General features: G+C 40.6%; 21 protein-coding genes and 1 pseudogene. 16 read left to right on the top strand and 6 right to left on the bottom strand.

Annotated elements, in window-relative coordinates; genetic code table 11:
- Positions 1-31 precede the first annotated feature (31 nt).
- On the top strand, positions 32-1,573 hold the full coding sequence (locus tag ACFSN5_RS08365) for a ClC family H(+)/Cl(-) exchange transporter (RefSeq protein WP_165329365.1): 1,542 nt from the start codon (positions 32-34) through the stop codon (positions 1,571-1,573).
- Positions 1,574-2,321: 748 nt separating this feature from the next.
- On the opposite strand, the gene ACFSN5_RS08360 is transcribed toward ACFSN5_RS08365, so the two are convergent.
- The gene (locus ACFSN5_RS08360; RefSeq protein ID WP_165211627.1) at positions 2,322-3,407 is read right to left on the bottom strand and encodes a M24 family metallopeptidase; all 1,086 of its coding nucleotides are present in this window, start codon (positions 3,405-3,407) and stop codon (positions 2,322-2,324) included.
- Positions 3,408-4,207: 800 nt separating this feature from the next.
- On the opposite strand from ACFSN5_RS08360, the gene ACFSN5_RS08355 reads away from it, so the two are divergent.
- From ACFSN5_RS08355 to ACFSN5_RS08295, 13 genes and pseudogenes are all read left to right on the top strand, one after another.
- Positions 4,208-5,857 carry a phosphoenolpyruvate carboxykinase (ATP) gene (locus tag ACFSN5_RS08355; protein ID WP_165211624.1) on the top strand — a complete coding sequence of 550 codons (1,650 nt, stop codon included), beginning with the start codon at positions 4,208-4,210 and terminating at the stop codon, positions 5,855-5,857.
- A 765-nt stretch (positions 5,858-6,622) separates the two neighbouring features.
- Positions 6,623-7,624 (top strand): catabolite control protein A, encoded by a 1,002-nt coding sequence (gene ccpA / locus ACFSN5_RS08350; RefSeq protein ID WP_165211621.1) that lies wholly within the window; start codon positions 6,623-6,625, stop codon positions 7,622-7,624.
- A gap of 364 nt (positions 7,625-7,988) precedes the next feature.
- On the top strand, positions 7,989-9,449 hold the full coding sequence (locus ACFSN5_RS08345; protein WP_165211618.1) for an alpha-amylase: 1,461 nt from the start codon (positions 7,989-7,991) through the stop codon (positions 9,447-9,449).
- A gap of 532 nt (positions 9,450-9,981) precedes the next feature.
- The gene (locus tag ACFSN5_RS08340) at positions 9,982-10,983 is read left to right on the top strand and encodes a glycosyltransferase (RefSeq protein ID WP_165211615.1); all 1,002 of its coding nucleotides are present in this window, start codon (positions 9,982-9,984) and stop codon (positions 10,981-10,983) included.
- Position 10,984: 1 nt separating this feature from the next.
- Positions 10,985-12,319: a glycosyltransferase family 4 protein gene (locus tag ACFSN5_RS08335; protein ID WP_165211612.1), complete on the top strand. Its 1,335-nt coding sequence runs from the start codon at positions 10,985-10,987 to the stop codon at positions 12,317-12,319.
- Between the two features lie 346 nt (positions 12,320-12,665).
- Positions 12,666-12,986: pseudogene (locus ACFSN5_RS08330) on the top strand (MazG-like protein).
- 61 nt (positions 12,987-13,047) lie between these two features.
- Complete coding sequence (locus ACFSN5_RS08325) at positions 13,048-13,434, top strand: hypothetical protein (RefSeq protein ID WP_165211609.1); 387 nt, start codon at positions 13,048-13,050, stop codon at positions 13,432-13,434.
- Positions 13,435-13,486: 52 nt separating this feature from the next.
- Positions 13,487-15,442, top strand: coding sequence for a threonine--tRNA ligase (gene thrS / locus ACFSN5_RS08320; protein ID WP_165211606.1), 1,956 nt, complete (start codon positions 13,487-13,489; stop codon positions 15,440-15,442).
- Positions 15,443-15,976: 534 nt separating this feature from the next.
- Complete coding sequence (locus ACFSN5_RS08315) at positions 15,977-16,390, top strand: helix-turn-helix domain-containing protein (protein WP_165211603.1); 414 nt, start codon at positions 15,977-15,979, stop codon at positions 16,388-16,390.
- Entirely contained in the window at positions 16,387-16,836 is a 450-nt protein-coding gene (locus ACFSN5_RS08310) for a hypothetical protein (RefSeq protein ID WP_165211600.1), read from the top strand. Before ACFSN5_RS08315 ends, ACFSN5_RS08310 begins: the two co-directional genes overlap by 4 nt.
- A 286-nt stretch (positions 16,837-17,122) precedes the next feature.
- Positions 17,123-18,106, top strand: coding sequence for an aldo/keto reductase (locus ACFSN5_RS08305; RefSeq protein ID WP_165211597.1), 984 nt, complete (start codon positions 17,123-17,125; stop codon positions 18,104-18,106).
- Between the two features lie 327 nt (positions 18,107-18,433).
- Positions 18,434-19,027 carry a PepSY domain-containing protein gene (locus ACFSN5_RS08300; RefSeq protein WP_165211594.1) on the top strand — a complete coding sequence of 198 codons (594 nt, stop codon included), beginning with the start codon at positions 18,434-18,436 and terminating at the stop codon, positions 19,025-19,027.
- A gap of 74 nt (positions 19,028-19,101) precedes the next feature.
- Entirely contained in the window at positions 19,102-19,854 is a 753-nt protein-coding gene (locus ACFSN5_RS08295; RefSeq protein ID WP_165211591.1) for a class I SAM-dependent methyltransferase, read from the top strand.
- 181 nt (positions 19,855-20,035) lie between these two features.
- Here the strand turns inward: ACFSN5_RS08295 and ACFSN5_RS08290 are convergent, their stop codons facing one another.
- Genes ACFSN5_RS08290 through ACFSN5_RS08270 form a run of 5 tightly spaced genes read right to left on the bottom strand, consistent with a single transcriptional unit; the run spans position 20,036 to position 23,775 of the window.
- Positions 20,036-20,644, bottom strand: a complete 609-nt coding sequence (locus ACFSN5_RS08290) for a class I SAM-dependent methyltransferase (RefSeq protein ID WP_241154264.1) — start codon at positions 20,642-20,644, stop codon at positions 20,036-20,038.
- Complete coding sequence (locus ACFSN5_RS08285) at positions 20,619-21,326, bottom strand: methyltransferase domain-containing protein (RefSeq protein WP_165211585.1); 708 nt, start codon at positions 21,324-21,326, stop codon at positions 20,619-20,621. Before ACFSN5_RS08285 ends, ACFSN5_RS08290 begins: the two co-directional genes overlap by 26 nt.
- Before the next feature lie 15 nt (positions 21,327-21,341).
- The gene (gene gap, locus ACFSN5_RS08280; protein ID WP_165211582.1) at positions 21,342-22,355 is read right to left on the bottom strand and encodes a type I glyceraldehyde-3-phosphate dehydrogenase; all 1,014 of its coding nucleotides are present in this window, start codon (positions 22,353-22,355) and stop codon (positions 21,342-21,344) included.
- Positions 22,356-22,381: 26 nt separating this feature from the next.
- Complete coding sequence (locus ACFSN5_RS08275; RefSeq protein ID WP_165211579.1) at positions 22,382-22,858, bottom strand: S-ribosylhomocysteine lyase; 477 nt, start codon at positions 22,856-22,858, stop codon at positions 22,382-22,384.
- Between the two features lie 5 nt (positions 22,859-22,863).
- Positions 22,864-23,775 carry a DMT family transporter gene (locus ACFSN5_RS08270; RefSeq protein ID WP_165211576.1) on the bottom strand — a complete coding sequence of 304 codons (912 nt, stop codon included), beginning with the start codon at positions 23,773-23,775 and terminating at the stop codon, positions 22,864-22,866.
- A 129-nt stretch (positions 23,776-23,904) separates the two neighbouring features.
- On the opposite strand from ACFSN5_RS08270, the gene ACFSN5_RS08265 reads away from it, so the two are divergent.
- Positions 23,905-24,378: an RrF2 family transcriptional regulator gene (locus tag ACFSN5_RS08265; protein ID WP_165329366.1), complete on the top strand. Its 474-nt coding sequence runs from the start codon at positions 23,905-23,907 to the stop codon at positions 24,376-24,378.
- A 398-nt stretch (positions 24,379-24,776) separates the two neighbouring features.
- On the top strand, positions 24,777-25,682 hold the full coding sequence (locus ACFSN5_RS08260) for a cation diffusion facilitator family transporter (RefSeq protein ID WP_165211570.1): 906 nt from the start codon (positions 24,777-24,779) through the stop codon (positions 25,680-25,682).
- Positions 25,683-26,121 lie beyond the last annotated feature (439 nt).

Raw genomic sequence — 26,121 nt, 5'->3', positions numbered from 1 at the left:
GTATAAAATAGTCACTTGCAAAGGAGTTATCATGCAAAATCAACGGAAAGAATTTAGCTATCTCTCTAGTTCAATTCTGACATCCGTTTTCCGAGGGGTTCTAGTTGGTCTTTTTTCAGGTTTTACAGTCAGCCTCTTTCGTTACCTTATTACCTTGATTTTTACTCAATTTCAAAGGAGTTATGTCCTTGCGCACAAGCTTCCCTGGATTTTGGCTTTGATTTTTGTCATCTACTTGATTTTTACCTTTATTATCGGTCGTTTAATGGTGTCAGAGCCTGATATTAAGGGATCGGGGATTCCCCAAGTTGAGGCCGAACTCAAAGGTTTAATGAGCCAGAATTGGTGGTCCATCCTCTGGAAAAAATTCTTGGCAGGCGTGCTGGGAATTTCCAGTGGTCTTCTGCTGGGACGTGAAGGACCTAGTATTCAGGTAGGAGCCGTTAGTGGTAAGGGGCTAGCTCACTACCTCCAACTCAGTAAACTTGAAGAGCGGACCTTGATTGCTAGTGGGGCAGCAGCAGGAGTTTCAGCTGCTTTCAATGCGCCAATTGCAGGTCTTCTCTTTGTGGTCGAAGAAGTTTATCATCATTTTTCCAGCCGAGTTTGGATAACGGCCCTATCAGCTAGCCTGACAGCCAATCTGATTTCGCTACGAGTTTTTGGGCAAACACCGGTCTTGGCCATGCCAAGCAATCTGCCAACACCGCACCTGTCCAATTATATCATTTTTGTGCTGATGGGACTGCTGCTAGGTTTCCTAGCCTACCATTATGAGTGGTTGGTCCTGCGCATGGGCTTCTACTATAAGTATCTAGGTAAAATCTTTCATCTCAAGCCTCAGCACTATAGCTTGATTGCCTTCGTTCTTATTATACCGCTGGGCTACTTTGCTCCCGAGCTCTTGGGTGGAGGGAATGCTTTTGTGCGCTCCTTGTCCTCTTTACAGGCTCCCGTCCTTTATTTCTTGGCCTTCTTCTTGCTCCGTTATTTCTATAGTATGATGAGCTATGGCTCAGGTCTACCGGGGGGTATCTTTCTGCCCATTCTGACGCTTGGTGCTTGTCTTGGTGCCTTCTTTGGCAGTGTCTTTCTCCATCTAGGCTGGATTTCTCAAAATGAATTTCCAATTTTCATTATTCTGGGGATGAGTGCCTATTTTGGAGCTATTTCTAAGGCTCCCTTGACCGCCATGATTTTGGTTTGTGAAATGGTTGGTGATCTTCATCATCTTATGGCCTTAGGAACAGCGACCCTTATGGCCTATATCGTCATGGACCTACTGGGTGGAGCCCCCGTCTATGAAGCCATGTTGGAGAATCTGCTTGAAGGGGGCCATCCCCATGATAAAGATAGTCCGCTGACGTGGATTGAGGTGCCGGTTTCCACAAAGATTGCCGGTAAATCTGTCTATCAGCTGGAACTGCCCAAGGATGTCCTCATTACCAGCCAGCGGGAAAATGGCAAGAGCCATATCGTTTCAGGCGGCACGAAATTGGTTTTAGGAAATGCTATCAATGTCGTTTTGCCAGAAGATAAGATTGATGAAATCAGACACCTGCTCTTAGATTAGAGCACTTAATTTATGAATGCTGGAAGAACCCCACTGGCAAACTAGTTTTTTGAGTTAATCAGATGGTATCGTTAATAATTGGGATAGCCCGAAAGCCCAATCCCTAATGTGCGACTGTTCTTGCTTAACAGATGATAACAAGACAAAAAATCACCCCTGTTTAAATAAGCAGAGGTGATTTTATCTATTAAAAGATTTGTTAGGAAGCTGAAGCATTGAAAAGCGGCTGGTCAAAAACTCCTCATTCCTGTTTTGGAATAAATTCTTGGCGCAGTGGTTGGAAGCAAGACTTGTTGGCTAGGCTAAGAAGTCTTACTTCCGCACGGTTGATTAGATGGCTGCTAATAATTGCGGAGTAGTTAAACAGTCCAGTGGACTGTTTAAGGGGATGCCTGAAAATGGGACGGCACCCCAAGATAAGGACCTCCAATCAACCACTGCATCAAACTGTGATTACTGCAAAAAATAGAATGCTAGAATACTTTTTCCCAACCTTAATGAACCACTGCTGGCTGGCCTTCCTTTTGCTATAAGGCTAAAGCAGAAAACCTAGCCAGCTACGCGGAGGGTGGGTTAAAAAGGTATAAGAGACCTTTTAATAGGGAAATGAAGCTTGCAAAGCAAGTGTCAAAAACGGTCTGGGAAGAGAGCGTCTCAGGTCACCACTTAAAAATCAGGACGTGGTAAGAATCAAAATTTCCAATTTTTTGGGTGATCCCACTCCCTTTTCCTGCCGCTAATTTAAAAATTAGAGCTCAAAATATTGTAATTTTTTCGGAGTCTGAGTGAGAGGATTGAACCCCTTCTTCGTAATATAGCCGCAATCCTCAATCCGGACGCCGACCTTACCAGGAATGTAGATACCTGGTTCAACTGAGAAGCACATGCCTTCTTGGATAACTAAATCATTGCCAGCCATGATAGAAGGATATTCATGCACATCCATACCTAGCCCGTGGCCAAGGCGGTGATTGAAGTATTCTCCATAACCAGCCTTTTCGATAACCTTGCGGGCAGCAGCATCGACTTCGCTGGCAGTAACACCCGGTTTGATAAAGTCTTGGGCGGTTAATTGAGCTTCCAGACAGAGCTTGTAGATATCCTCTTTGAACTGATCAGGCCGCCCGACAGCAACGGTTCTTGTCATATCAGAAGTATAACCTTCGCAGACAACACCTAGGTCAAAGAGGAGAAGGGCATTATTTTCTATTGGATTTTTGCCAGGAATACCGTGAGGATTGGCTGCGTTATTTCCAGTCAAGACTAGGGTATCAAAACTCATCTGACTGATACCTTTTTTCTTGAGTTCAAATTCAATTTGTGCCACCAAGTCCATTTCGGTCCGACCCGCTCGGATATTGTCAAAACCAACCTTGACGGCATAGTCAGCATAAACCCCAGCAACCAGCATCTTATTAATTTCATCGGTTGATTTAATCAAACGCATTTCTTGGACATAGGGCGTGAGATTTTCAAAGCGTCCCAAGAAAACGGACTGTAAACCGTTAAATTTAGTCACATTGAGATGATCAAATTCTACAAAGATAAACTTAGAGTCAATTCTTGGCAGGCTGAGACGAATCTTTTGCCAAGGATTTTCAGCATCCTGATAGCCGATGACCTCGAAGCTGACGACCTGACGAGCCCGAGCGGCCTCTAGTTCAGGAACGAAGAGGATAGGCTCATTGTCGCTGTAAACAAAGAGAAAGAGCTGACGCTCATGGGGATCACAGTCGAAACCAGTCAGATAATTGATGGTAACAGGATCAGAAATAATGGCTAAACGTGATTGGTGCTGAGCAATATAATTACGGATTTGATTGATTTTTGACATGTCAAAACCTCTTTTTCTGCATAAATTCTTGCTTTTATTCTTTCAAAAAATCCTCTAAATTGCAAGGGCTTACTAAAATTTTCCCCCAGCTAGAAAATTTCTGCCAGTTTTTTGCGCAGATTTGTGCTAAAATGAATCTAAGCAAACGTTTTCAAAAACGTTTAAAAATGACTGTCAGCCGAGAGGCCGGGCAAAACTCGTTCAGCATTCTTGTTTTGGGATAAACTTGGCGCAGTGGCTGGGAGTAAGACTAGTTGGCTAGGCCAAGAAGTCTTGCCCCTGCATAGTTCATTTGAGAGTGGGACAGAAGTTAATTTTTATATAAATGACTTCGTCGTCCCACCTCCGCACAGTTATTAGGGTGGCCGCTAACAATTGCGGAGTCGTTAAACAGTCCAGTGGACTGTTTAAGAGGATGCCTGAAAATGGGACTGCACCCCAAGATAAGGGCTTCCAACCACTGCGACTATTATTACTGCAAAATAGAAGGCTAGAATATTTTTCCCCCACCCTTAATGAACCACTGCTGACTGTTTTCCTTTTGCCACAAGGCTAAAACAGAAAACCTAAACGAATATGATGAATAGTAGTCATCTTATTTTCAGCCTCAAAAGGTCTGGATACCTTTTTCATCGGGAAATGAAGCTTGCAAAGCAAGTGTCAAAAATAGTCTGGGGAGGGACCGTCTCAGGTCACCACTTTAAAACTAGGACGTGGCGAGAACCCAAATTTTTAATTTTGAGGATGCCCCCCGCTCCCCAGTCTGCTAAAAATACTTAGAAGTAACAGGAGGAACACGTATGGTAACACGTCGAGAATTTGCTGATGAGGAAATGCGGGCAAAGAGTCCCTATTTCTCTCCTTTAAAAACCGTTATTGAAACAGCTTTTTATGAAAATCATGTTAAGTCAATAAAAAGTTTAGAAGAGGCCTATCAACTGGCCTCATCAGCAGCTGGGACAATCATTTTGGACATGCCGGTTATTCACACCAAGGAATTGGGCCTGCCTTCCTATGCCCGTGTGCTTTTAACCAATTCAGGCGCAGTAGTCGGTCGGACAGCTAGGGCTAGACGGATTTATGGTAGAAATCCAGCTGAGGATCAGAAGCTTCTTCCTCTTGTACGAGATGCTGTTTTACAGACTAGGCGGAGGACTTTCTACCGTTCGTCAGCAGTTGTCGGCCTAAATGAAGACTTCATGGTGCGTGCCCACCTTATGGTTCCTGAGGATGAAAGTCCCAACCTCTATTCTTGGCTACTCAACTTCCAAATTTTGGACGAAACCTTTAAAAATCGTTTAGCAGATTCTAAACAATATAATGAAAATGATATCTTCATCTTCTTTGATCCAGATTGGTCTCATCCTGATTATCCGGAAGGCCTAGTTTATTTCGATGTGCTTCATAATTGTGCCATGATTTTAGGCTTGCGTTATTTTGGTGAGCTTAAAAAGGCTACCCTGACTCTTGCTTGGAGTACCGCTGCCCGCAATGGGTATGTTGCCTGTCACGGCGGTTTAAAAATATTTCGTGATAAGGCTGGCAAGTCTGAACACGACTATGTCGCTTCATTCTTTGGCCTGTCGGGATCAGGAAAGTCAACCTTGACCCATGCTAAACATAATGGCAAGTATGATATCCAGGTCTTGCATGATGATGCCTTTATCATTTCAACCAAGGACGGTTCCTCCATTGCCTTAGAGCCCTCCTATTTTGACAAGACCAATGATTATCCGACTGGTCATCGGGAACAAGATTATTTTGTGACTGTACAAAACTGCGGTGTAACTCTGGATGCCAACGGACGCAAAAAATTAGTGACCGAAGATATTCGCAATGGTAATGGTCGAACAGTCAAATCCCGCTATTCTACACCAAATCGTGTTGACCGTATCAATGAGCCTATCAAGGCAATCTTTTGGATTATGAAGGATGACAGTCTTCCTCCTATTCTCAAGATTGACGACCCTGTTTTGGCTACCACCATGGGCTGTACCCTAATGACTAAGCGCTCTAACGCAGAAAATCTCTCAGGTGAGCAAAAGGATCTGATTATTGAACCATTTGCCAATCCTTTCCGCGTTTACCCCTTGGTTGAAGATTTTAAAAAATTCTGCTCTTTATTTGAATCAGGTGTCGACTGCTATATTATCAACACCGGTCTCTATATGGGCAAGCCCATTCCTAAGGAGGTTTCTCTGGGTATTATTGAGTCCATCGTTGATGGGCAAGGGACTTTCAAACCTTTCGGTTCTCTGAACGGTATCAACTACCTTGAGTTGGAGAACTACCCTGTTCCGCCGTTCGACCATCATTATAAGCAGTTAATTCGTGAAAGAATGCAAGTCAGACAAGATTTCTTGCTTTCCTTTAATCAAAAATATCCCCACACCGCCCTGCCTGTTGAGGCCATTTCCAAGATGGAAGCCGTTCTCAAGCATTTAGATTAGGATGTAAGTAGGCCGCATAACTAAAAGACGCTGGTAATGAAGAAACTAGCCTTTGTACTTACTTCGGTTGCTGCTGGTTGCACTATTAACAGCTTATCAGCTGTAAAATAAAAATCGCTTACCTTAAGAAAAAATCGTTAATTAATTAGAAAATCATCTGAGTAGGGAAACGGATTAGATCGGAGATTCAAGTAAGTTATGGTGTTGTCTGTACATCTAAAGGATTTTCCCAATGTTGTCGAAGAATGTTTATCCTGATAAGCTTATCAACCAGATGCGTTCAATTGATTGTTCATCATTAAAAAGTGGTTTTGTCCACTTTTTTTATTTTTAATACTCCGTTCAAATCAAAAATTAGTATTGTATAGCTCATTGATGTGAAGAAACCAAAGTGAGCCTAAAACGCTTGTTTTACCTCAGTAATATTAACAACAATAAAACCCCGCAGTAAATTCAAAGACTGGCTGGGTCAACTCAATTTCCAATCTAAAAAGATCGGCTGGCTCTCTTGTGTCCGAACTCATTAAAACACAAAGGTAAATTCTTAAAACGAATTGGGTATCGTTAGAAATTTTCCGAGCCCGTCTGTCTAAAATTTGAAAGGGCATACAAAAATTTCAAAAAAATACTCCATAATTATTGAAAGTGTTTACAATATGTGATAATATAATCGTGAAAGCGTAATTTTCATGTAAATCTGTAGCTGTTTCCTTGATTTTTGAGGCAGCGCAGAGCTGATTAATCTGATAAAGAGGGAGAGCTCACATGAATACTGATGATACCATTACCATTTACGATGTAGCGCGTGAAGCCGGTGTTTCCATGGCGACTGTCAGTCGAGTTGTCAATGGGAACAAAAATGTTAAAGAAAATACTCGTAAAAAAGTTCTTGAAGTGATTGACCGTCTGGATTACCGTCCTAATGCGGTTGCCCGTGGCCTCGCTAGCAAAAAGACCACCACAGTTGGGGTTGTTATTCCCAATATTGCCAATAGTTATTTTTCTATTTTGGCCAAGGGTATTGATGATATCGCCTCTATGTATAAATACAATATCGTCCTTGCTTCCAGCGATGAAGATGATGATAATGAGGTCAATGTCATTAACACCCTCTTTGCTAAGCAGGTCGACGGGATTATTTTTATGGGACATCATTTGACTGATAAGGTTCGTCTGGAATTTTCCCGCTCTCGTACACCAGTTGTTTTGGCTGGGACTGTTGACCTCGATCACCAGTTCCCAAGTGTTAATATTGATGAAGAACAAGCGGCCAAGGATGCTGTTTCAGATTTGGCCAAACGCCACAAAGAGATTGCCTTTGTCTCGGGGCCTCTAATTGATGATATTAATGGAAAGGTTCGTTTAGCGGGTTATAAGACCGGCCTTAAAAATGCTGGACTTAAGTTCCAAGAAAGCCTAGTTTTTGAAGCTAACTACTCTTATGAGGAAGGCCTCGCTTTGGCAAAGCGAGTGCTCAATTCAGGAGCTTCAGCGGCCTATGTTGGAGAAGATGAACTGGCTGCCGGCCTATTGAACGGTCTCTTTGAGGCTGGTCAAACGGTGCCTGATGACTTCGAAATCATTACGGGCAATGATTCCCCAATTGTCAAATATACTCGGCCTAATCTGACCTCAATTAATCAACCGATTTATGATTTAGGTGCTGTCAGTATGCGGATGCTGACCAAGATTATGAACAAGGAAGAATTAGACGAACACGACATCGTCCTCAACCACAGCATCAGCAAACGTGCATCAAGTAAATAAGTCCATAATCGGCTCGCGGAGTTTGATATCATAGGGAGATAAGTCTGCCTAACCACGTAGCTATAGCTCAGCTCGTTTAATAGCATCAATAAAGGGTCTGCTTAGGCGGGCCCTTTCGAACCATACCTAGTTTTTTTATTTAAGCAGATGTCTGAGTGTGCTAAACTAAAAGACAGTAATACAAGATACAAAGCCGTTAAGCGACTCAAAGGAAAATAGGAAAGTTGACGCAGATGCAGTAGGCATCTAGGAGCCTTTATCTTTTTCCACAGAGTCGTAGGCGTGTTCAATTTTAAAAAATTTTAATGGGTCGTAGAAGTAGAAGTAAAGTGGCCGAAATCGTTAAACTAATGGGAGCAAAAAGATGAATGGTACTTTAATGCAATATTTTGAGTGGTACCTGCCAGCAGATGGAAAACACTGGCAGCGCTTGGCAGAGGATGCCCAACATCTTAAAGATTTGGGGATTAGTATGGTTTGGTTACCACCTGCCTTTAAAGGGACAAGTTCAGAAGATGTTGGTTATGGAGTTTATGATCTCTATGATTTAGGAGAATTTGACCAAAAGGGAACAGTCGCAACGAAATATGGCACAAAGGAAGATTACCTCAAGGCAATCCAGACTTTAGAGAAATTAGATATTCGAACCATAGCTGATATTGTTCTCAACCACAAGGCTGGTGGAGATAGAAAAGAACGTTTCAAGGTTATTCAGGTTAATCCTGAAAATCGTATGGAACTGGTCTCGGATATTTTTGAAATTGAAGCTTGGACCGCATTTGATTTTCCAGGTCGCAAAGATACCTACAGCGATTTTAAGTGGCATTGGTATCATTTTACAGGTGTAGACTATGATGCTCTTAACGACCAACGAGGCATCTACATGATTCAAGGTATTAATAAGGGCTGGGCTGACACCAATCAGGTAGACAATGAGAATGGAAACTATGATTATCTCATGTTTGATGATATTGATTTTGAACATCCAGAGGTCATTGATCACCTTAAGACTTGGATCCAGTGGTTCCTAGAGACAACGGGGGTATCAGGCCTTCGTCTGGATGCAGTCAAACACATCAAGGCCAGCTTTATGATGGACTTCATAAATGATATCAAAGAAGAAATCAAGCCAGATCTCTATGCCTTTGCGGAATATTGGAAGACAGACGCCCAAGCCAATTTAGACTACATAGCAGAAACACAAGGAGTTTTTGACCTGGTTGATGTGGTTCTGCACATGAACCTCTTTGAGGCTAGTCAGCGGAAGGAAAATTATGATCTCAGTCAAATTTTAGAAGGCAGTCTCATGCAGAATGCAGAAACCTTTGCCGTCACCTTTGTAGATAATCACGATTCCCAAAGAGGTCAAGCTCTAGAGTCTTGTGTAGAAGAATGGTTCAAGCCAGCAGCCTACGCCTTGATTCTCCTGCGGCAACAAGGACTGCCTTGTGTCTTCTATGGCGATTACTACGGTATTACTGGCGACTTTGCCCAGCAGGATTTTCAGCAGGAATTGGACAGTCTCCTCTATGTTCGTAAAAATCATGTTTATGGGGAGCAAATTGATTACTTCGATGCCCCTAACTGTATCGGTTGGGTCAATCAAGGAAATAAGGATTATCCCGATGGCTCAGCTATTGTTATCTCTAACAAGGATGCCAATTCAAAGCGGATGGATATGGGCAGGCTTAATGCTGGTAAAATTTTTGTGGATATTATGGGGAATTGCCCAGACAGTGTTGAAATTGGTCAGGATGGTTGGGCCGATTTTCCAGTTCAAGCTCAGTCTGTCTCGGTTTGGGTTAATCAAGCTGTCATCCAGTAGAAAATAGGCTAATAGCAAAAGGAGAGTGGGACTCAATCAGTAAATCGTGATAAAATCACGATTTGATTTTCCTCGCTCTCCTATTTTAAGGCTCAGGTCTCTGCCACTTTCTTATTTTTAGGTAGTAGGCTTTAGCAGTCTATCCCCAGACTGCCAAAGCCAACCGGAGCATTTCAATCCCACCTCCGCACAGTTGATATGGTTTTCTCAAACTGTCTCGCAGACTGTTTGACCTATGTCTTGTGTGGTAGTTAAACAGTTCAGCAGACTGTTTAAGGGGCGCCTGAAAATAAGAATGCGCCCCAAAGAGCCATCAATCGACCACAGTGCCATCTAGTAAATCTAGAATAATGCTAAGCTAACGAGTCTGGGACAAAGGCCCAGACTCTTATTTTCAACCTTAAAGGGTCTCCTGGACTTTTTGAGCTGTTCGGGGGTGGAATAGGAACCAAAATGTCTAATTTTTGGATTGCTCTCCATTCCTTTTTGGTAAGTCATGAATTTTATATCGAAATAGGCTATAATAGAGATTATGAAAGTATTACTCTATTTGGAAGGTGAACATCTTATTGGGAAATCGGGGATTGGTCGGGCCATCAAGCACCAGCAGAAGGCTTTAGAAATGGCCGGTATTCCTTATACGACCGACTCCAAGGAGGATGATTATGATATTGTCCATATTAATACCTACGGTCCCAAGAGCTTAGCTCTGCTCAATTCTGCTAAAAAGCAGGGAAAGAAGGTTATCGTCCATGGGCATTCTACCATGGAGGATTTTCGTAATTCTTTTATCGGATCAAATTTAGTTGCTCCAGTCTTTAAAACCTATCTCAAGAAGATTTATCAGGCAGCTGACTACATCATTACCCCTTCCGAGTACTCCAAGTCATTAATTCAAAATTATGGGGTTACTACCCCGATTTCAGCAATTTCTAACGGTATTGATTTGCCCAAGTACCAGCCTAGTTCTGCTAAAGAAAAAGCTTTTCGTGATTACTTTGAAATTAAAGAGGGACAAAAGGTAGTGATCTCAGCAGGTCTCTATTTTAAACGCAAAGGTATCTTTGATTTTGTTAAGGTAGCAGAAAAAATGCCAGAGGTTCGTTTCATCTGGTTCGGTAAAATTAATGAACTGGTGATTCCAGCCGATATCCGCAAGGTGGTTGAAAAGGACCATCCCGCTAACGTTCTCTTTCCTGGCTACTTTAAGGGAGATATTTTTGAAGGAGCTATGAGCGGGGCAGATGCCTTCTTCTTTCCGTCCTATGAGGAAACAGAAGGCATTGTGGTTTTAGAGGCATTAGCCAGCCATCAGTCTGTTGTCCTACGGGATATTCCTGTCTATAAAGGCTGGATCGATGAAAGCTCAGCTGAGCTTTGTCACAATAACGATGAATTTATAACCAGTCTTTATCGCACGATCAATAAAGAAATTGACAAGCGGGATGCTGGCTATCAAGTGGCCACAACACGCTCGCTTGAAAATGTTTCTAAACAGTTAGCAGCCGTCTATCAGAAGGTTATGGAGTTGTAAGATGAGAATTGGATTATTTACAGATACTTACTATCCGCAAGTGTCTGGCGTGGCCACCAGTATCAAGACTTTAAAGGATCAGCTAGAGAAAAAAGGTCACGAAGTTTATATTTTTACGGGAACAGATAAGGGAGTCAAACGTTTTGAAGATCCCACTATTATCCGTCTGCCTAGCGTACCTTTTGTTTCTTTTACCGATCGTCGGGTTGTTTATCGCGGAGTTATTACGGCTTATAAGATTGCCAAAGAATACCAACTAGATATTATCCATACCCAGACCGAATTCAGTCTGGGTCTCTTGGGAAAATGGGTGGGAGCTGCTCTCCACATTCCTGTTGTCCATACCTATCATACCCAGTATGAGGATTATGTGGATTACATTGCTAAAGGCAAGTTGATTCGACCTAATATGGTTAAATATATCATGCGAGGTTACCTCAAAGACTTAGATGGGGTTATCTGCCCCAGCCGGATTGCCCTAAATCTCTTGGATGGCTATGGCGTTAAAATTCCTAAACGAGTAATCCCGACAGGTATTCCCTTAGAGGATTTTGTCTGTGACCAGGTGACCGATGATGATGTAGCTGCCCTGCGTGTTAAAGTAGGCCTTGAGCCTGATCAAACCATGCTGCTCAGCCTGTCTCGGATTTCTTCGGAAAAGAATATCCAAGCGGTATTGGCTGCTTTACCTCAAGTTTTGCAGGAAAATGATCGTGTCAAATTAGTGATTGTCGGTGATGGTCCTTATTTGGACGATCTCAAGAAACAAGCAGAGCAATTACAATTGGGTTCTGCTGTTATCTTTACTGGTATGGTACCCCACGACCAGATTTCGGTCTATTACAAGGCAGCAGATTTCTTTGTTTCTGCTTCGACTAGTGAGACTCAGGGACTGACTTATATCGAAAGTCTAGCTATGGGGACCCCCATCATCGCTCACGGTAATCCTTATCTAGATGACTTGATTACCAATCGAATGTTTGGCAGCCTTTTTTACAATGAGAAAGACTTAGCTGATACCATTTTAGATGCTATTGCCCTGACACCCGACCTCACCCAAGAACAGCTGGAAAGAAAGCGGCATGAAGTTTCTGCTGAGACTTTCGGTCAAGCAGTCTATGAGTTTTATTTGGATATTTTGATTTCTTACTCGACCAGAAAAGCGGAAAAGTTCTCACTGACGGTTGAAGGCAGCCCAACAGACCGCTCTGTTCGTCTCGTTAAATCGGCAGTCCGCCTGCCCCAAAAAGCCGTCCGGACCACTGTTAAAACCTCTCGTAAAGTCGTTAAAGCTCCCGTCAGGATGGTGAAATCCATTAGGGATTTTTTGGGTTAAACTTTTCATTCATATTTTAGTGTTAATAAATGCATTACTTATCTTGAAAATAAATCAATTCCTGCTATAATATGTAACGAAGACAAGTTTCTTGTGTTTGGTCTTCTAGCGAGTGCTTGGTTGGTGAAAAAGCGCAGACCTATCAAGGAATACTCCTTCCTCGATTTTATGCAAACATAAAAGGGTGGTTCCCTTATCACCACTGGAGGTCTGCAGCAATCATTTGCTTTTTGCTGTAGATAAATTGAGGTGGAACCACGTTGCGACGTCCTTTTTAGGGCGGCGCTTTTTTTGTAAGTGCCAGACAGTCGAGCTTTTTATAATGAGGTTTAAAAGGAGTCAGCAAATGTGTTCAGACGATTGGATTAGTAGAAGTGTCGCCATTCGAAAGGCCTACCATCAGCTGGGAGAAAAGCACCATGGCTAGGCTTGGTCTATCGCAGAGGAATTGCTAGCGCTTGGAAATGATATTGTCAATTTAAATCGTTTAGTGATGACCAAACAAGGTGGTTACTATGATGAAACTCTATCAACTCGAGCAAAAGCTAGCAGAGACGATTTGGTGGCTCTTAGAGCTGTCTCAACGTCTCGATGAATACCTAGCAGAGATGGAAACCTTCTTATTGATAAGGAGAAGCACTTAAATCTGCAAAATAAAATGGAGTGAAGAAGGTGAGCCTAATAAGAGCAGCAAGCTTTTTATAAATATCTTGGAAAGGGAGAAGAGTATGTTTTTAAAATATGAAGAAGTGATTGAGTTTTTAAAAGAAAAGGAAATTTATTCGGAAGATAGCAAAGTTATCTGGGCTACAAAAAGAATAGGCAGAAGTAGTACAAATGCTTATTTCTTACTTATTTTTTCAAGTGATAGAATTATAGTGATAGGTGTTTCTGCAATGGGGAAACCTGAAGAAGTTTTAGAAGTTATTGAAGTAGCAGATATGGAACGATGTGACTTTAAGAAAAAACTACTAATGGGCTATCAATTAACGATTGAGACCAAGGAAAGTAAATCTACTCTTCATGTTAACAAGGCTATGGTAGGTACCAAATGGCACAAGGAAAACTTTGAATCTATTCAAGGTGATAACTTTGCTTATGTGAAATTTACTTAAAGTAATTTGGTAAAGCCAAAAGACATTAAAAAGAGAAATAAAGGAGAAAATTATGATTAAAATTACATTCCCTGACGGTGCCGTTCGTGAGTACGAATCTGGCATTACAACCTTTGAAATTGCGCAATCAATTTCAAATTCTTTGGCTAAAAAAGCTTTAGCTGGTAAACTCAACGATAAACTGATTGATACGACACGTGCAATTACCCAAGATGGCAGTCTAGAAATTGTTACCCCCGACCACGAAGATGCTTTGGGGATCCTGCGTCACTCAGCTGCCCATCTCTTCGCCCAAGCAGCTCGCCGTCTTTTCCCAGATATCCATCTGGGGGTCGGCCCTGCCATTCAAGATGGTTTCTACTACGATACCGATAACGAAGCTGGTCAAATTTCGAACGAAGACCTTCCACGTATCGAAGAAGAAATGAAGAAGATTGTCAAAGAAAACTTCCCATCCATCCGTGAAGAAGTGACAAAAGATGAGGCGCGTGAGATTTTCAAAAACGACCCTTACAAGCTGGAGTTGATTGAAGAGCATTCTGAAGATGATGGCGGATTGACCATCTATCGTCAAGGGGAATACGTTGATCTTTGCCGTGGCCCACATGTGCCATCAACTGGTCGTATTCAAGTTTTCCATTTGCTCAATGTGGCTGGCGCCTACTGGCGCGGTAACAGTGACAATGCTATGATGCAACGGGTTTATGGGACTGCCTGGTTTGATAAGAAGGATCTCAAAGCCTACCTCAAGCGTCTGGAAGAAGCTAAAGAACGTGACCACCGTAAACTTGGTAAAGAACTCGATCTCTTTATGATTTCTCAAGAAGTTGGTCAAGGTCTGCCTTTCTGGCTACCAAATGGAGCTACCATCCGCCGGATTTTGGAACGTTACATCGTCGATAAGGAAATTGCTGATGGCTACCAACACGTTTACACTCCACCAATTGCTTCAGTAGATCTCTACAAAACGTCTGGTCACTGGGAACACTATCGTGAAGATATGTTTCCAACCATGGATATGGGGGATGGCGAAGAATTCGTTTTGCGTCCCATGAACTGTCCTCACCATATCCAAGTCTATAAGAACCATGTCCACTCATACCGAGAACTGCCAATTCGTATTGCTGAACTTGGCATGATGCACCGCTATGAAAAATCTGGTGCCTTGACTGGGTTACAGCGAGTGCGGGAAATGACTCTCAACGATGGTCATACTTTCGTCGCTCCTGAACAAATTCAAGAAGAATTCAAGAAAATTCTTAAGTTGATTATTGATGTCTATGAAGACTTCAACCTGTCTGATTATCGCTTCCGTCTGTCCTACCGCGATCCTAAGGATACTCACAAGTACTTTGATGATGATGAAATGTGGGAAAATGCGCAACGCATGCTCAAGGGTGCCATGGATGATATGGGCGTGGATTATTTCGAAGCTGAAGGGGAAGCTGCCTTCTACGGTCCAAAATTGGATATCCAAGTTAAGACCGCCCTTGGTAATGAAGAAACCCTGTCAACCATCCAATTGGACTTCCTGCTTCCTGAACGCTTCGATCTTAAATATATCGGAGCCGATGGTGAGGAACACCGTCCAGTCATGATTCACCGTGGAGTCATCTCAACTATGGAACGCTTCACAGCTATCCTGATTGAAACTTATAAGGGCGCTTTCCCAACCTGGTTAGCACCGCAACAAGTTACCGTTATTCCTGTTTCTAATGATGTTCATGTAGACTATGCTTGGGAAGTTGCTCATGCTTTGCGTGACCGCGGTATCCGGGTTGAAGTTGACGAGCGCAATGAAAAGATGCAATACAAAATTCGCCAAAGCCAAACCCAAAAAGTTCCTTATCAATTAATTGTTGGTGACAAGGAAATGGCAGACAAATCTGTCAATGTTCGTCGCTACGGCAGCAAGCAGACCCATACCGAAGCTTTGGATGAATTTGTTGAAAACATCTTAGCGGATATTGCCCGCAAATCTCGGCCAGTCGAAGAAGAAGCAAAATAAGATAAAGAAGAGAGTGGGACAAACAGCCATGATGGCTTAGCCCTCACCCACAAAGCATTGTAATCTCTGAAGATTACGTATAAGAAATCAATCATTTGAAGAAATTGATTTTCCTCGCTTTCTTATTTTAAGGTTCAGGCCTCTGCCACTTTCCTATTTTTAGGTGACAGGCTTTGGCAGTCTATTCCCAGACTGCCAAAGTCCACTGGCGGAATTCTATTCCACCTCTGCACAGTTGATTTTGGTTTTTTCAAATGGTCTCTCAGACTGTTTGGCCTATCCGTTTGCAGGGGTAGTTAAACAGTTCAGTGGACCATTTAGGGGCATCTGAAGATGGAACTATGCTCCAAGATAAGGGCTCCCAACCACTACGTCAATTATTTAGTGCTGCACAAAAAAATCAAGCTTAGGATTTTTGTCCCAAGCTTTTTTGCTAGAATTTTTAACAAAACTCCTCTCGTTTTGCCAAGAAAACGTGCTTGAAAGTCGGATAAGAAGGCTCTATAATGGGTTTAAAAAAGAGGTAGGAAAAGTATGATTGGTGAAACAATTGTTCTGCTCAGGAAAAAGGCAGGTTATTCTCAAGAAAAATTAGCTGAAAAAGTGGGCGTGTCTCGTCAAACCCTCAGTAAGTGGGAATTGGGTGACAGTTTACCGGATATTGTTTCTTCAAGCCGTTTGGCAGAAATCTTTGACATCAGCTTAGATGAGCTGGTCAATGGTGATGTCTCTTCTTTTGCAGGAAAAGTCAAAGAGGGTAAGTATATCTTTGGGACAGTGACTGTTGGTGAAAAGGGGCAAATCGTCATTCCTGCACGAGCAAGAAAACTGTTTAACATCCAAAAAGGTGACAGTCTTATGGTTTTAGGGGATATCAATCAAGGCTTGGCCTTGTTGAATAGCGATTTTTTTACCCAAGCTTTTGAAGAAATGGGGTTAAGGAAATGAGAAAATTAACTGGATTTGGCCTTAGTTTTGCTGTGTTCATGTTTTTCTTGAGTCTGATAGGTTGCTATGATTTTGTCATGGTAATGACGCGCAATCAGACCTATTTTACAGAACATTATAACTCAGCCGTTGAAGGTTACTTTACTAACTATCCTATTGTCTTTGTGATTGTGTGGTTCAGTCATTTGTTAGCTGGTATCTTGAGTCCAATTTTCTATCTTTTCAAAAGAAACTCAGCGCTTACTTTAGCTGGCCTTGCTTTCTGGGGAGATGCCCTTCTGATGCTATTGACCAGTCTTTTTAGAAATCGTATTCAGGTTTTTGGTTGGCAATTTATCTCTGATTTGGTCATTTTAGTATTATTTGCCCTTTATTTCCTATACTTACGCCAATATTCCAACGACAAGACTGACAGGGGAATAGCCCACACGCAGAAGCGCCGATAAAATTTGCTGAGTTACTCTTGACAAATCTTATCTACAAAATCACCTATCTCTGAAACTGATAGGATCTATCGGTAGGCCAATCTTCAATACCTCGAGAATTTTATATAAAAAGCCTAACTTGATACTACAGACATAGGTCTTGCTAGTCTTTTACCCTAGCTCCATGTTATAATATGAGTGTGAAAATGTATTCATACTCGTTGAAGAGTTCTTGATTTGTTGTTGACCTCACTCGATCCGATATTGATTGTTTGAGTATGATAAGTATTTAGGGAGGTAAGTAATCATGAAATACAATCAGCTTGGAAATACTGATATGAAGATTAGTGAAGTTAGCCTAGGAACTTGGGCTCTTGGAGGAGATTGGGGTAATGTTGACGAAAAGACATCCCTCAAAGCCCTCCATCATGCTGTGGATTCTGGGGTCAATTTTTTTGACACTGCTGACGTCTATGGGAGCGGCCGTAGTGAGCGTTTACTGGGACGTCTCTTAAAAGAACGTTCGGAAACAATCTATGTTGCAACTAAGTTCGGCCGTCGTGATAATTTTGCTGACTTGTCTAACTATACTTATGATAAGGTTAAAGCCTATTGTGAGGATAGCCTACGCCATTTGGGAACCGATAGCATTGATCTCTATCAAATACATTGTCCCAGTACTGAGGTTCTGGAAAACATGGGAGTTTTCGCTGTTCTAGAGGATTTGAAAAAAGAAGGTAAAATCCGTTATTATGGTGTCAGTGTTGAAACAGATGATCAAGGGAATTTTGTACTGGACCATACATCAGCTAGCAGTTTGCAGGTGATTTTCAATATACTGCGTCAAAAGCCCTTGACGAATATGATTGCGCATGCAGCAGACAAGAACGTTGGTATTTTGGCGCGTGTTCCTCTGGCTAGTGGACTTTTAACTGGTAAATATAGCAAAACTAGCCACTTCCCTGAAAATGACCATCGTAATTTTAATCGCGATGGGGCGGCATTCAATGTCGGTGAGACTTTTGGTGGTTTACCTTTTGATAAAGCTATTGAACTTGTTGATGCTCTTAAATGGATCGCTGATGGTCGCGGTAGCTTAGCTGATGCAGCCTTGAAATGGATTTTGCAGCAGTCTGGCGTTACCAGTGTTATTCCCGGATTTAAATCCATTCAACAAATTGATACTAATCTTCAAGCTGCTGACACCAAACCTTTTTCTGCAGATGAACTTAAGAAAATATCAGATTTTTATTGGTCCTCTGTGCATGATTATATTCGCGGCGCCTACTAGAAAAGCTATCGACACAATGATGAGGTCTTAGCGACCTCTTTTTTATAAAGAATAGGGCAAAAGTCAATTGGAAGAGTATTTAACCGTCAATATGATAAGATAGAGTTGCTGCCTTTTACAGCTGAGTTATGAGCCAAAACTTCTAGTTACAGTCAAAGAGAGTCAAAATCAGACAGGTACGTTAAGAGGAAAGCCCCCACTAACTAAGGACAGTTACTATGGGAAGGTCGTCTAGCCACCTTACTAGCTGTTAGCGACATCGATGGCTTAGTCTATCTTTGGATTTGCAAAGAATATAAAACGATAAAAATAAAAAGAGGTCTGTTTATGAAACGTAAACCATTAGTTATCATCCTTTCCCTATTAGCTTGTCTGCTTTTGGTCGGTGGTGCCGTCATTGCCTACCTTCAATCGGGGTATAAGATTTCAGCTGCGCAAGCCAGACGTATTGCTCTTAAAAATGCTAATGTGTCAGCTGATCAAGTCACTTTTAGGCGCACAAAAAAAGAGCGTGACGATTGGCGGGCAACCTATGAAATTGAATTTCACACTGATAAAGCAGATTATGACTATACTGTTGATGCTTCGTCCGGTCATATTTTAGAAAAAGATACAGAAATGCGGGAAAACTCTGTAACCTCCCCTTCGGGTGCTGCTAAATCAGATTCTAGTACTGCCGACTCATCATCGACTTCGTCTCAACTAATTTCTGCCGACGAAGCAAAATCAATTGCCCTCAAAGATGCGGGGTTAAAAGAATCAGCTGTTTCAGGACTGGTTGTTCATAAGGAAGTAGAAGATGGCGTGACAGTTTATGAAGTAGATTTTAGTGATTCAACTGCTGGTCTTGACTACGATTACACGATCAATGCTGAAACCGGCGCTATTATTGAAGGCGGTTCTGAACCAATTAATGACTAAAAAGAGCGGGAGCAAGGTGCACACGTTTCTATGAACAGCGGCTTATACCCCGCTTTTTTTGCTATAATAGTGTTATGAAAATCATTGTCACAACTAGTCTGGGGCAGAATCCCCTTCTGGTTCAAGAGGCTCAAGCTTTGGCCCAACAATATGCGCTGATCTATCTGGAAAGGCGAAAACAATCACTAAAGAGACTCACTCAGGGAGAGGTCCCTGCTTTAGTGGTTTATCAAGACAAACTTATTTTGACGTATCCAGATGGCAAACAGCTCTACTTTCATCCCGATACGGCCGTGCTGAGAATCAAAGCAACTCACGATCCTCTTGTAGACTTGCTTCCATCTGACTCTAAAACTGTCTTGGATACGACAATGGGTTTAGCCAGCGACAGCATCGTGATGGCTGCAGCAGGTCATCAGGTCACAGCGCTAGAAGTCAATCCTCTGATCCATCTAATCATCAGTCGTGGTTTACAAACATTTGAAACTGGCAATGGACAGATAGATAAGGCTATGCGTTCAATAAAAACACTCAATCAGGAAGCTCTTGCTTACATGAGACAGCTGCCCAATAAGAGTGTAGACACTGTCTATACAGACCCCATGTTTTCACACAGGATTACAGAGTCAAGCAACCTTAGAGGTCTCGCTCCCCTAGCAGATTTTAGGGGCTTATCAGAGTCCTTCATGCAGGAAGCCCAGCGAGTAGCCCGTCACGCTATCATCGCTAAGGCCCATTTTCGCGACAATAGTTTAGAGCACTTTGGCTTCGAACGTCAGATTAGACCCAACCAAAAATTCCATTATGGAATTAAATCTCTTCTATAACTGTAAAAAAATAAAGAGTCAGTGCAACAATTTTTGATGGCTCTGACTCTTATTTTTTTACAGCTAATAGATCTATAAGCTATTTTTTAAAATAACCAAACCAAAATCCTTCGTCACGGATAAATTTTTCATCACCAAAAGCTCGGGTATGTTCAGACGATATTTCTAGATGTATTTTTTTTTAAGGACTTAAAAGAGTGGCAAGCTCTTCCGAAGTGTAGACGCGCTCTAACATAGAATCTATTTTTCGTCTAATATATCCTTCTTCTAATAGCGCTTCATCTGGGTAAGCATCCATAAATTTACCTTCTTTTCTTGCAGCTAAGAAAAAGTAAGCTCCACCAGGTTTCAAAACTCTAGTGATTTCTGAAAAGTATTGCTTACGCTCTTTTTCATCTACAATAAAAGTAATAGCTGACATGATATCAAAAACGTAGTCGAAATAATTATCAGGATAATTAATTTGATGTCCAACATTTCCTAGTTTTAAATCTACTATGCCATTTTTTACTGCTGTCGACAATGTTTCGGAACTCTTTTGGATAGCTACTTTTGTTAAATCAATTCCTGAATAATAAGAAGAAAATTTATGATTTATAAGATAGGATAAATTTCTACCAAATCCACAACCTATTTCAAGGGTACGAGTGTAGTCACTGTAAGTTCTGACCTTATTTTTTAGAGAGAGAATTTTCTTAATAGTATCATTAGGTTGAGTTCTTGTGAACTTATTTGCTGATTTTTGATGTAAATTTTCCCATTTATCAATATTTGAAACATAGGTAGCCATTAAATTCTCCATATCTCATAATAGTAGCAATGTGTGAAAAGCCTGCATGTGACAATAGTCTAGTATTTTCAGAATGAGTATTCGTCACCATCATTCCTTCTAAACTCAACTGTTTTGAAAGAATTTCCTCTGCTGAAAAACCATGTGCTGCTTTAAATTTCATATAGCATGAGGAGATTAGTTTATTAATTTTAGGATCAATTGATAATTCTTTTTCAAAAATTATAAATCCTCCACCAGGTAATAATGAATCATAAATTTTTTGAATAACCGCACCACGTTCGATAATAGGAATAAATTGTAAGAAATAATATCCAATAATTAAATTTGAAGGCTCTAACTTAGTATCTTCAATATTTTCAACTAAAAATTCAATATTATTATTTTTCTCCTTAGCTAAATCAACCATTTCTTGAACTGGTTCAATACCAATAAAACGTATATTGTGTTTAGGATGATGTCGCATGTAGAGCTTATTTATCAGTGTCCCTGTCGAACTTCCAATTTCATAACAAATAGCATTATCTTTTAAGAAAAAATCGCTTAAGTAGCAAATTAATTCATGTCCCTCTTCGTACAGAGGAACTGACAGTTTAACATGCTTATCAAAATGTTTGGCCACTCCGTTATTAAAATTCCATTGTTGTCCAGCTATAATTTTAATGTTATTACCAACATCCATTAAAAACTCCTAACCTTATTTTGCAAGCTTTGCGAAATATTCCAAGGTCCGTATAAGTTGAGCGGTAAAGCTCATTTCATTATCGTACCATGCTACCGTTTTAACTAGGTAAGTATTGCCATCAGTAGTAACTTCAGTCTGTGTAGCATCAAAAATGGAACCATGAGTATCTCCAATAATATCTGTAGATACAATTTGTTCATCATTATAAGAAAAACTTTCAGTTTCTGCAGCCTTCATAGCAGCATTAACCTCATCAACTGTGACTGGACATTTGACAACACTGATAAGTTCAGTCAGAGATCCTGTCGGTGTTGCTACTCGTTGGGCATGCCCTTTTAATCGCCCATCCAGTTCAGGGATAACCAGTCCGATAGCTTTTGCAGCTCCTGAAGAGGTAGGGACAGTGTTAATTGCAGCAGCACGTGCACGGCGCAAATCACCTTTACGATGAGGACCGTCTAAGGTCATTTGATCCCCCGTATAACTATGTATTGTTGTCATGGTACCAACAATAATACCGAATGCTTTATTCAAGGTATCTGCCATTGGTGCCAAACAGTTTGTTGTACAGGATCCGGGGGAGATGACAGTTTCCTCACCAGTCAACGTTTCGTGATTAACATTGTAAACAATTGTCTTAACATCATTACCACCTGGAGCAGTAATGATGACTTTTTTAGCTCCTCCATTAGCGTGGAGATGCTTCTCGGCCTTTTCACGTGTAGTAAAGAAACCAGTCGCTTCGAGAACAATATCAACACCAGATGAGGCCCAGTCAATCTTTTCGGGATCAGGCTCTTGTGTAACTTTTATAAATTCTTTGTTAACGAGTAAACCGTCTTTTTCCACGTCAACGGATCCTTCAAACCGCCCTTGTGTACTATCATATTTCAATAGGTGTGCTAGCATTGCTGGATCAGTTAAATCATTGATGTGAACAACTTTAACATTTTCGATGTTTTGAGCCCGTCGTAGTGCTAAACGTCCAATACGCCCAAAACCATTAATACCAACTTTTACAACCATTTTATTTAACCTCCAGATTATTTTTATTAAACAATTTTACGAATAAAGGGTTCTGACGAAATTCCTTGCGATAATATTTGCTTTGCCCATTCCTTCGCTGAAAATAATGAATGATCTTTATAATTTCCGCATTCCTTATCAGAAATACCAGGGACATTTTCCCAACTAAAATCATCACGAACTAACTCTTTTAACGAGTCTTTTATGACTCTAGCAATTTCATCTGAAGAATGCTCATGCCATATAATCAAATGAAATCCTGTTCGACAACCAAAAGGAGAAAAGTCAATAACGCCATCAATCCTATCGCGAATAAGACTTGCTAGCGAGTGCTCGATAGTATGGATTCCTCCAGTAGGAATGGCTCCTTTATTAGGCTGGACAAAACGTATATCAAAATTAGTAATGGCATCACCATTATCTCCATGCTGGGTATCAATCTTTCTAACGTAAGGTGCTAGAACCTTAGTGTGATCTAAAGTAAAACTTTCTACTTTTGACATGATGGTCACCTCCAATCATTTTTATTTATTAGGACAAGAGAGATTACGACGAAAAGTCCTCCAATGATTAAATCAAGAGTAAATTTATCATGTAAGCCTACTATTGAAAAAAATGTCGAAAAAACAGGAACTAAGAATAGAAAACTGCTGGCAATAGTTGCTTTTCCTCTTTTTAAGCTGAAAAACCAAAGGCCAAATGAACCAACAGAAGCAGGAAGTATAAGCCAAATAAAACATAGCCATCCCACAAAGCTTAATTGCGTTAAATGATAAGTCTCATGTCTCAAAAATGAAATAATAAGCATCCCTAAGCCGCCAATTAGAAGTTGCCATCCCGTAAATACCCACGGTCCTTGATCAAATGGTACGAGCTTAGTAATAACGGTATTGACAGCCCAGCAAAATGAGCCAAGTAAAGCAATCCATGCTCCTATACCTGTGGCGGATTTATCAATTCCTAAACAAATTATTACCCCCATGAGACCCAAAATAAGAGAAAATATTTTCCAACGAGTAAGCTTTTCATGCAATAAAAAATGTGCAAGAACAGCTAACCATAAAGGATTTGTAAACAAGATGATAGAAGACACGGAAGACGATAGTCCCTTTGCCATGGCAAGATTTAAAAATCCCATAGTCCCAGTTGTTTGTAACAAGCCAATAGCAGTAACAAGAATGCTACCTTTCATGGTATTTCCTTTACTTGTTGGAATAATAGAGCGCCAATCCTGTAACAAGAATGTCCATGCAAGCATGAGTACGCCAGCTATTATAAAACGCCAGCCACCTATAAAGAATGGTGGAGCTAAATCACTTGAAATGAGGTATTTACCAGTAGGAAAAGATGATCCCATAAATATAGTTGTTAAAACAATACTAGTAATAAACAACTGCTTAGGTTCAGATTTATTGGTCATATAATAACCTTCCTTTCAGAGACCTTTACATTATGCGTAGAATGGGATATAATTTAAATAGTAAAACCATATTGGAGATATCTTTTGTCTCTAATATGGATTATAAAACTTTGATTGGAGAATGTCAACATGAAATTATCATCCGGATGGGAACAATCAGTTTATGTTTTATTAATTCTGGCCCAGCTACCACAAAATAAAAGCATGAATTCGATAGCTTTGAGTGAGCGTCTTGATGTATCGCATTCTTACTTAAAGAAGATCATAAAATGTCTTGTTAATGAAGGATTGATTATTTCTGTACCAGGAAAATATGGCGGCTTTTCATTAGCTAAGTCATTGGAAGAGATAACATTTTATGATGTTTTTGTAGCTGTGGAAGGTAGGGGAAAAATTTTTGCGAGCCAACAACTGCTGAAAAAGTTTCTAGGAGAAGAAGAAGGACATAACGCACAAAAGTGTGCTGTTACAGATTCTTTAGAAAGTATTGAAAATACTTTAGTGTCCACCTTAACTTCTATAACTCTTGGCCAAGTGTATAGTCAAATACAATCACATTATGACTTAAAAGAGCTCCATCAGTGGGTAGAGGATAATGTCTAGAATTATAAAGTTTCAGTTTTGTGACTTTACTATAGCTGAAGTGATAACTATAAATTTTTTAGATTTAGATCTTAAACATTAACAAGGCTTGTTTGGTAACAAAAAGTGGGATACTAAACTCATGAAAATCGTATACAAAAAAGCCTTAAAACTTAATTCATAAAATTTGAAATAGTTAATGATGTCCCAAAAACAACATTCTATTTGATGCTTGAGTAACATAATACAGTCTACCAAGGTCAGCAGAAGAAAGGGGGATGGGCAATGCAGACTAAGTATGGAAGACAAGCCCATCATGACTTTGCGGTATTTACGCTATTGTCCCATTTAGTGACTGCTTGCCTTTGGCTTAGCGGCTTTAGTCGTCAATACAGCTTAATAACTCGAAAGGAGGTACTGTGAAAGTGCATAAACACCACCATCATGACCATAATGTGACTAAGCAGTCTACGAGTCGAATTTTTATTGCTTTCATGTCCAATTTTATTTTTGCAATTGTTGAAATGATTTTTGGCAGTATTTTCAATTCCAGTGCTATTTTAGCGGACTCTGTTCATGATTTTGGAGATGCTTTGGCTATTGGTTTATCTTATTATTTTGAGCAATTATCCAAGCGAAGGAGTGACTATCGATACACACTAGGTTATTGGCGTTTTAGTCTTCTTGGAGCATTGATGACTGCCGTTATTCTTATTATTGGCTCTACCTTGGTTTTATTTGAAAATGTTCAAAAGGTAATGCATCCTGAGCCGGTTAACTACAATGGGATGCTAATCCTCGGTCTGATTGCTATTGCTGTCAATATTCTGGCCAGTCGTGTTTTAAATGGGGAAGAATCTGAGCATGAGTCCATTTTAAGCTTGCATTTTCTTGAAGATATCTTGGGCTGGTTGGCAGTCATTGTCGTTTCCTTGATTTTGAGGGTTGCCAATTGGTATATTCTTGATCCACTGCTATCTGTGGCTATTGCTCTCTTTATTTTAAGTCGAGCTCTGCCTAAGTTTATTAGAAATCTATCAGTGTTCTTAGAACACACTCCTGCTAACTGTGATATTCAGCAGTTAGAAAAAGAAATTTTAGCTTTAGAGTGGGTTCAAGCTATCAATCAATTTAATCTGTGGTCTTTAGATGGTCGAAAAAATATCGCCATGATTCATTTGTTGGTTGCGCCTGATTGTAATGAGCAACTATTAAAAGACCAAGTTCATCACCTTTTTCAGTCTTATCATATTGTGGAATCGGCTGTTGAATGCGATCATTCGACCTTCCAGCACCTGCATCACAGTCCTTATGCAAATGGCTGAAAATGCTGATTCCTGTTCAGATCTGCGTTTTTCCAATAGTGGCTGTAGAAGTGATTAAAAGTTTTAAAAAGGCAGCAGTTATTTGTAAAAAAATAATCTGTTGCTTTTTAATTCTGGGGCCAATCGTTGTGAAGACGATAGTCCTAGCCAAGAGATTTAACTATTTTTATTAAGTATGATAGCATTTTGTGATAAATATACAAAGAATGATTTACGATACCAATAAAACATTGATTTATTCAGCGAAAATAAGAGAAAAATGCTTTCCTGCTGAACGGCTCTATAACCTGAGCCATAGGCTTAAGAAAGTCTGAGGGATTAAAAAGTTCTTCCAAAAAGTATTGGCAATCAAGGTTAAAACTCTTTTGCTATTCCACTAGTCGAAAAATAACTAGGAAGACAATCGAGGCATAAAATCATTCATGATTACTTGCTTAGC

Source organism: Streptococcus tangpeifui (assembly GCF_044503215.1).
Classification (GTDB): domain Bacteria; phylum Bacillota; class Bacilli; order Lactobacillales; family Streptococcaceae; genus Streptococcus; species Streptococcus tangpeifui.
This window is presented reverse-complemented; position numbering and strand designations above follow the sequence as displayed.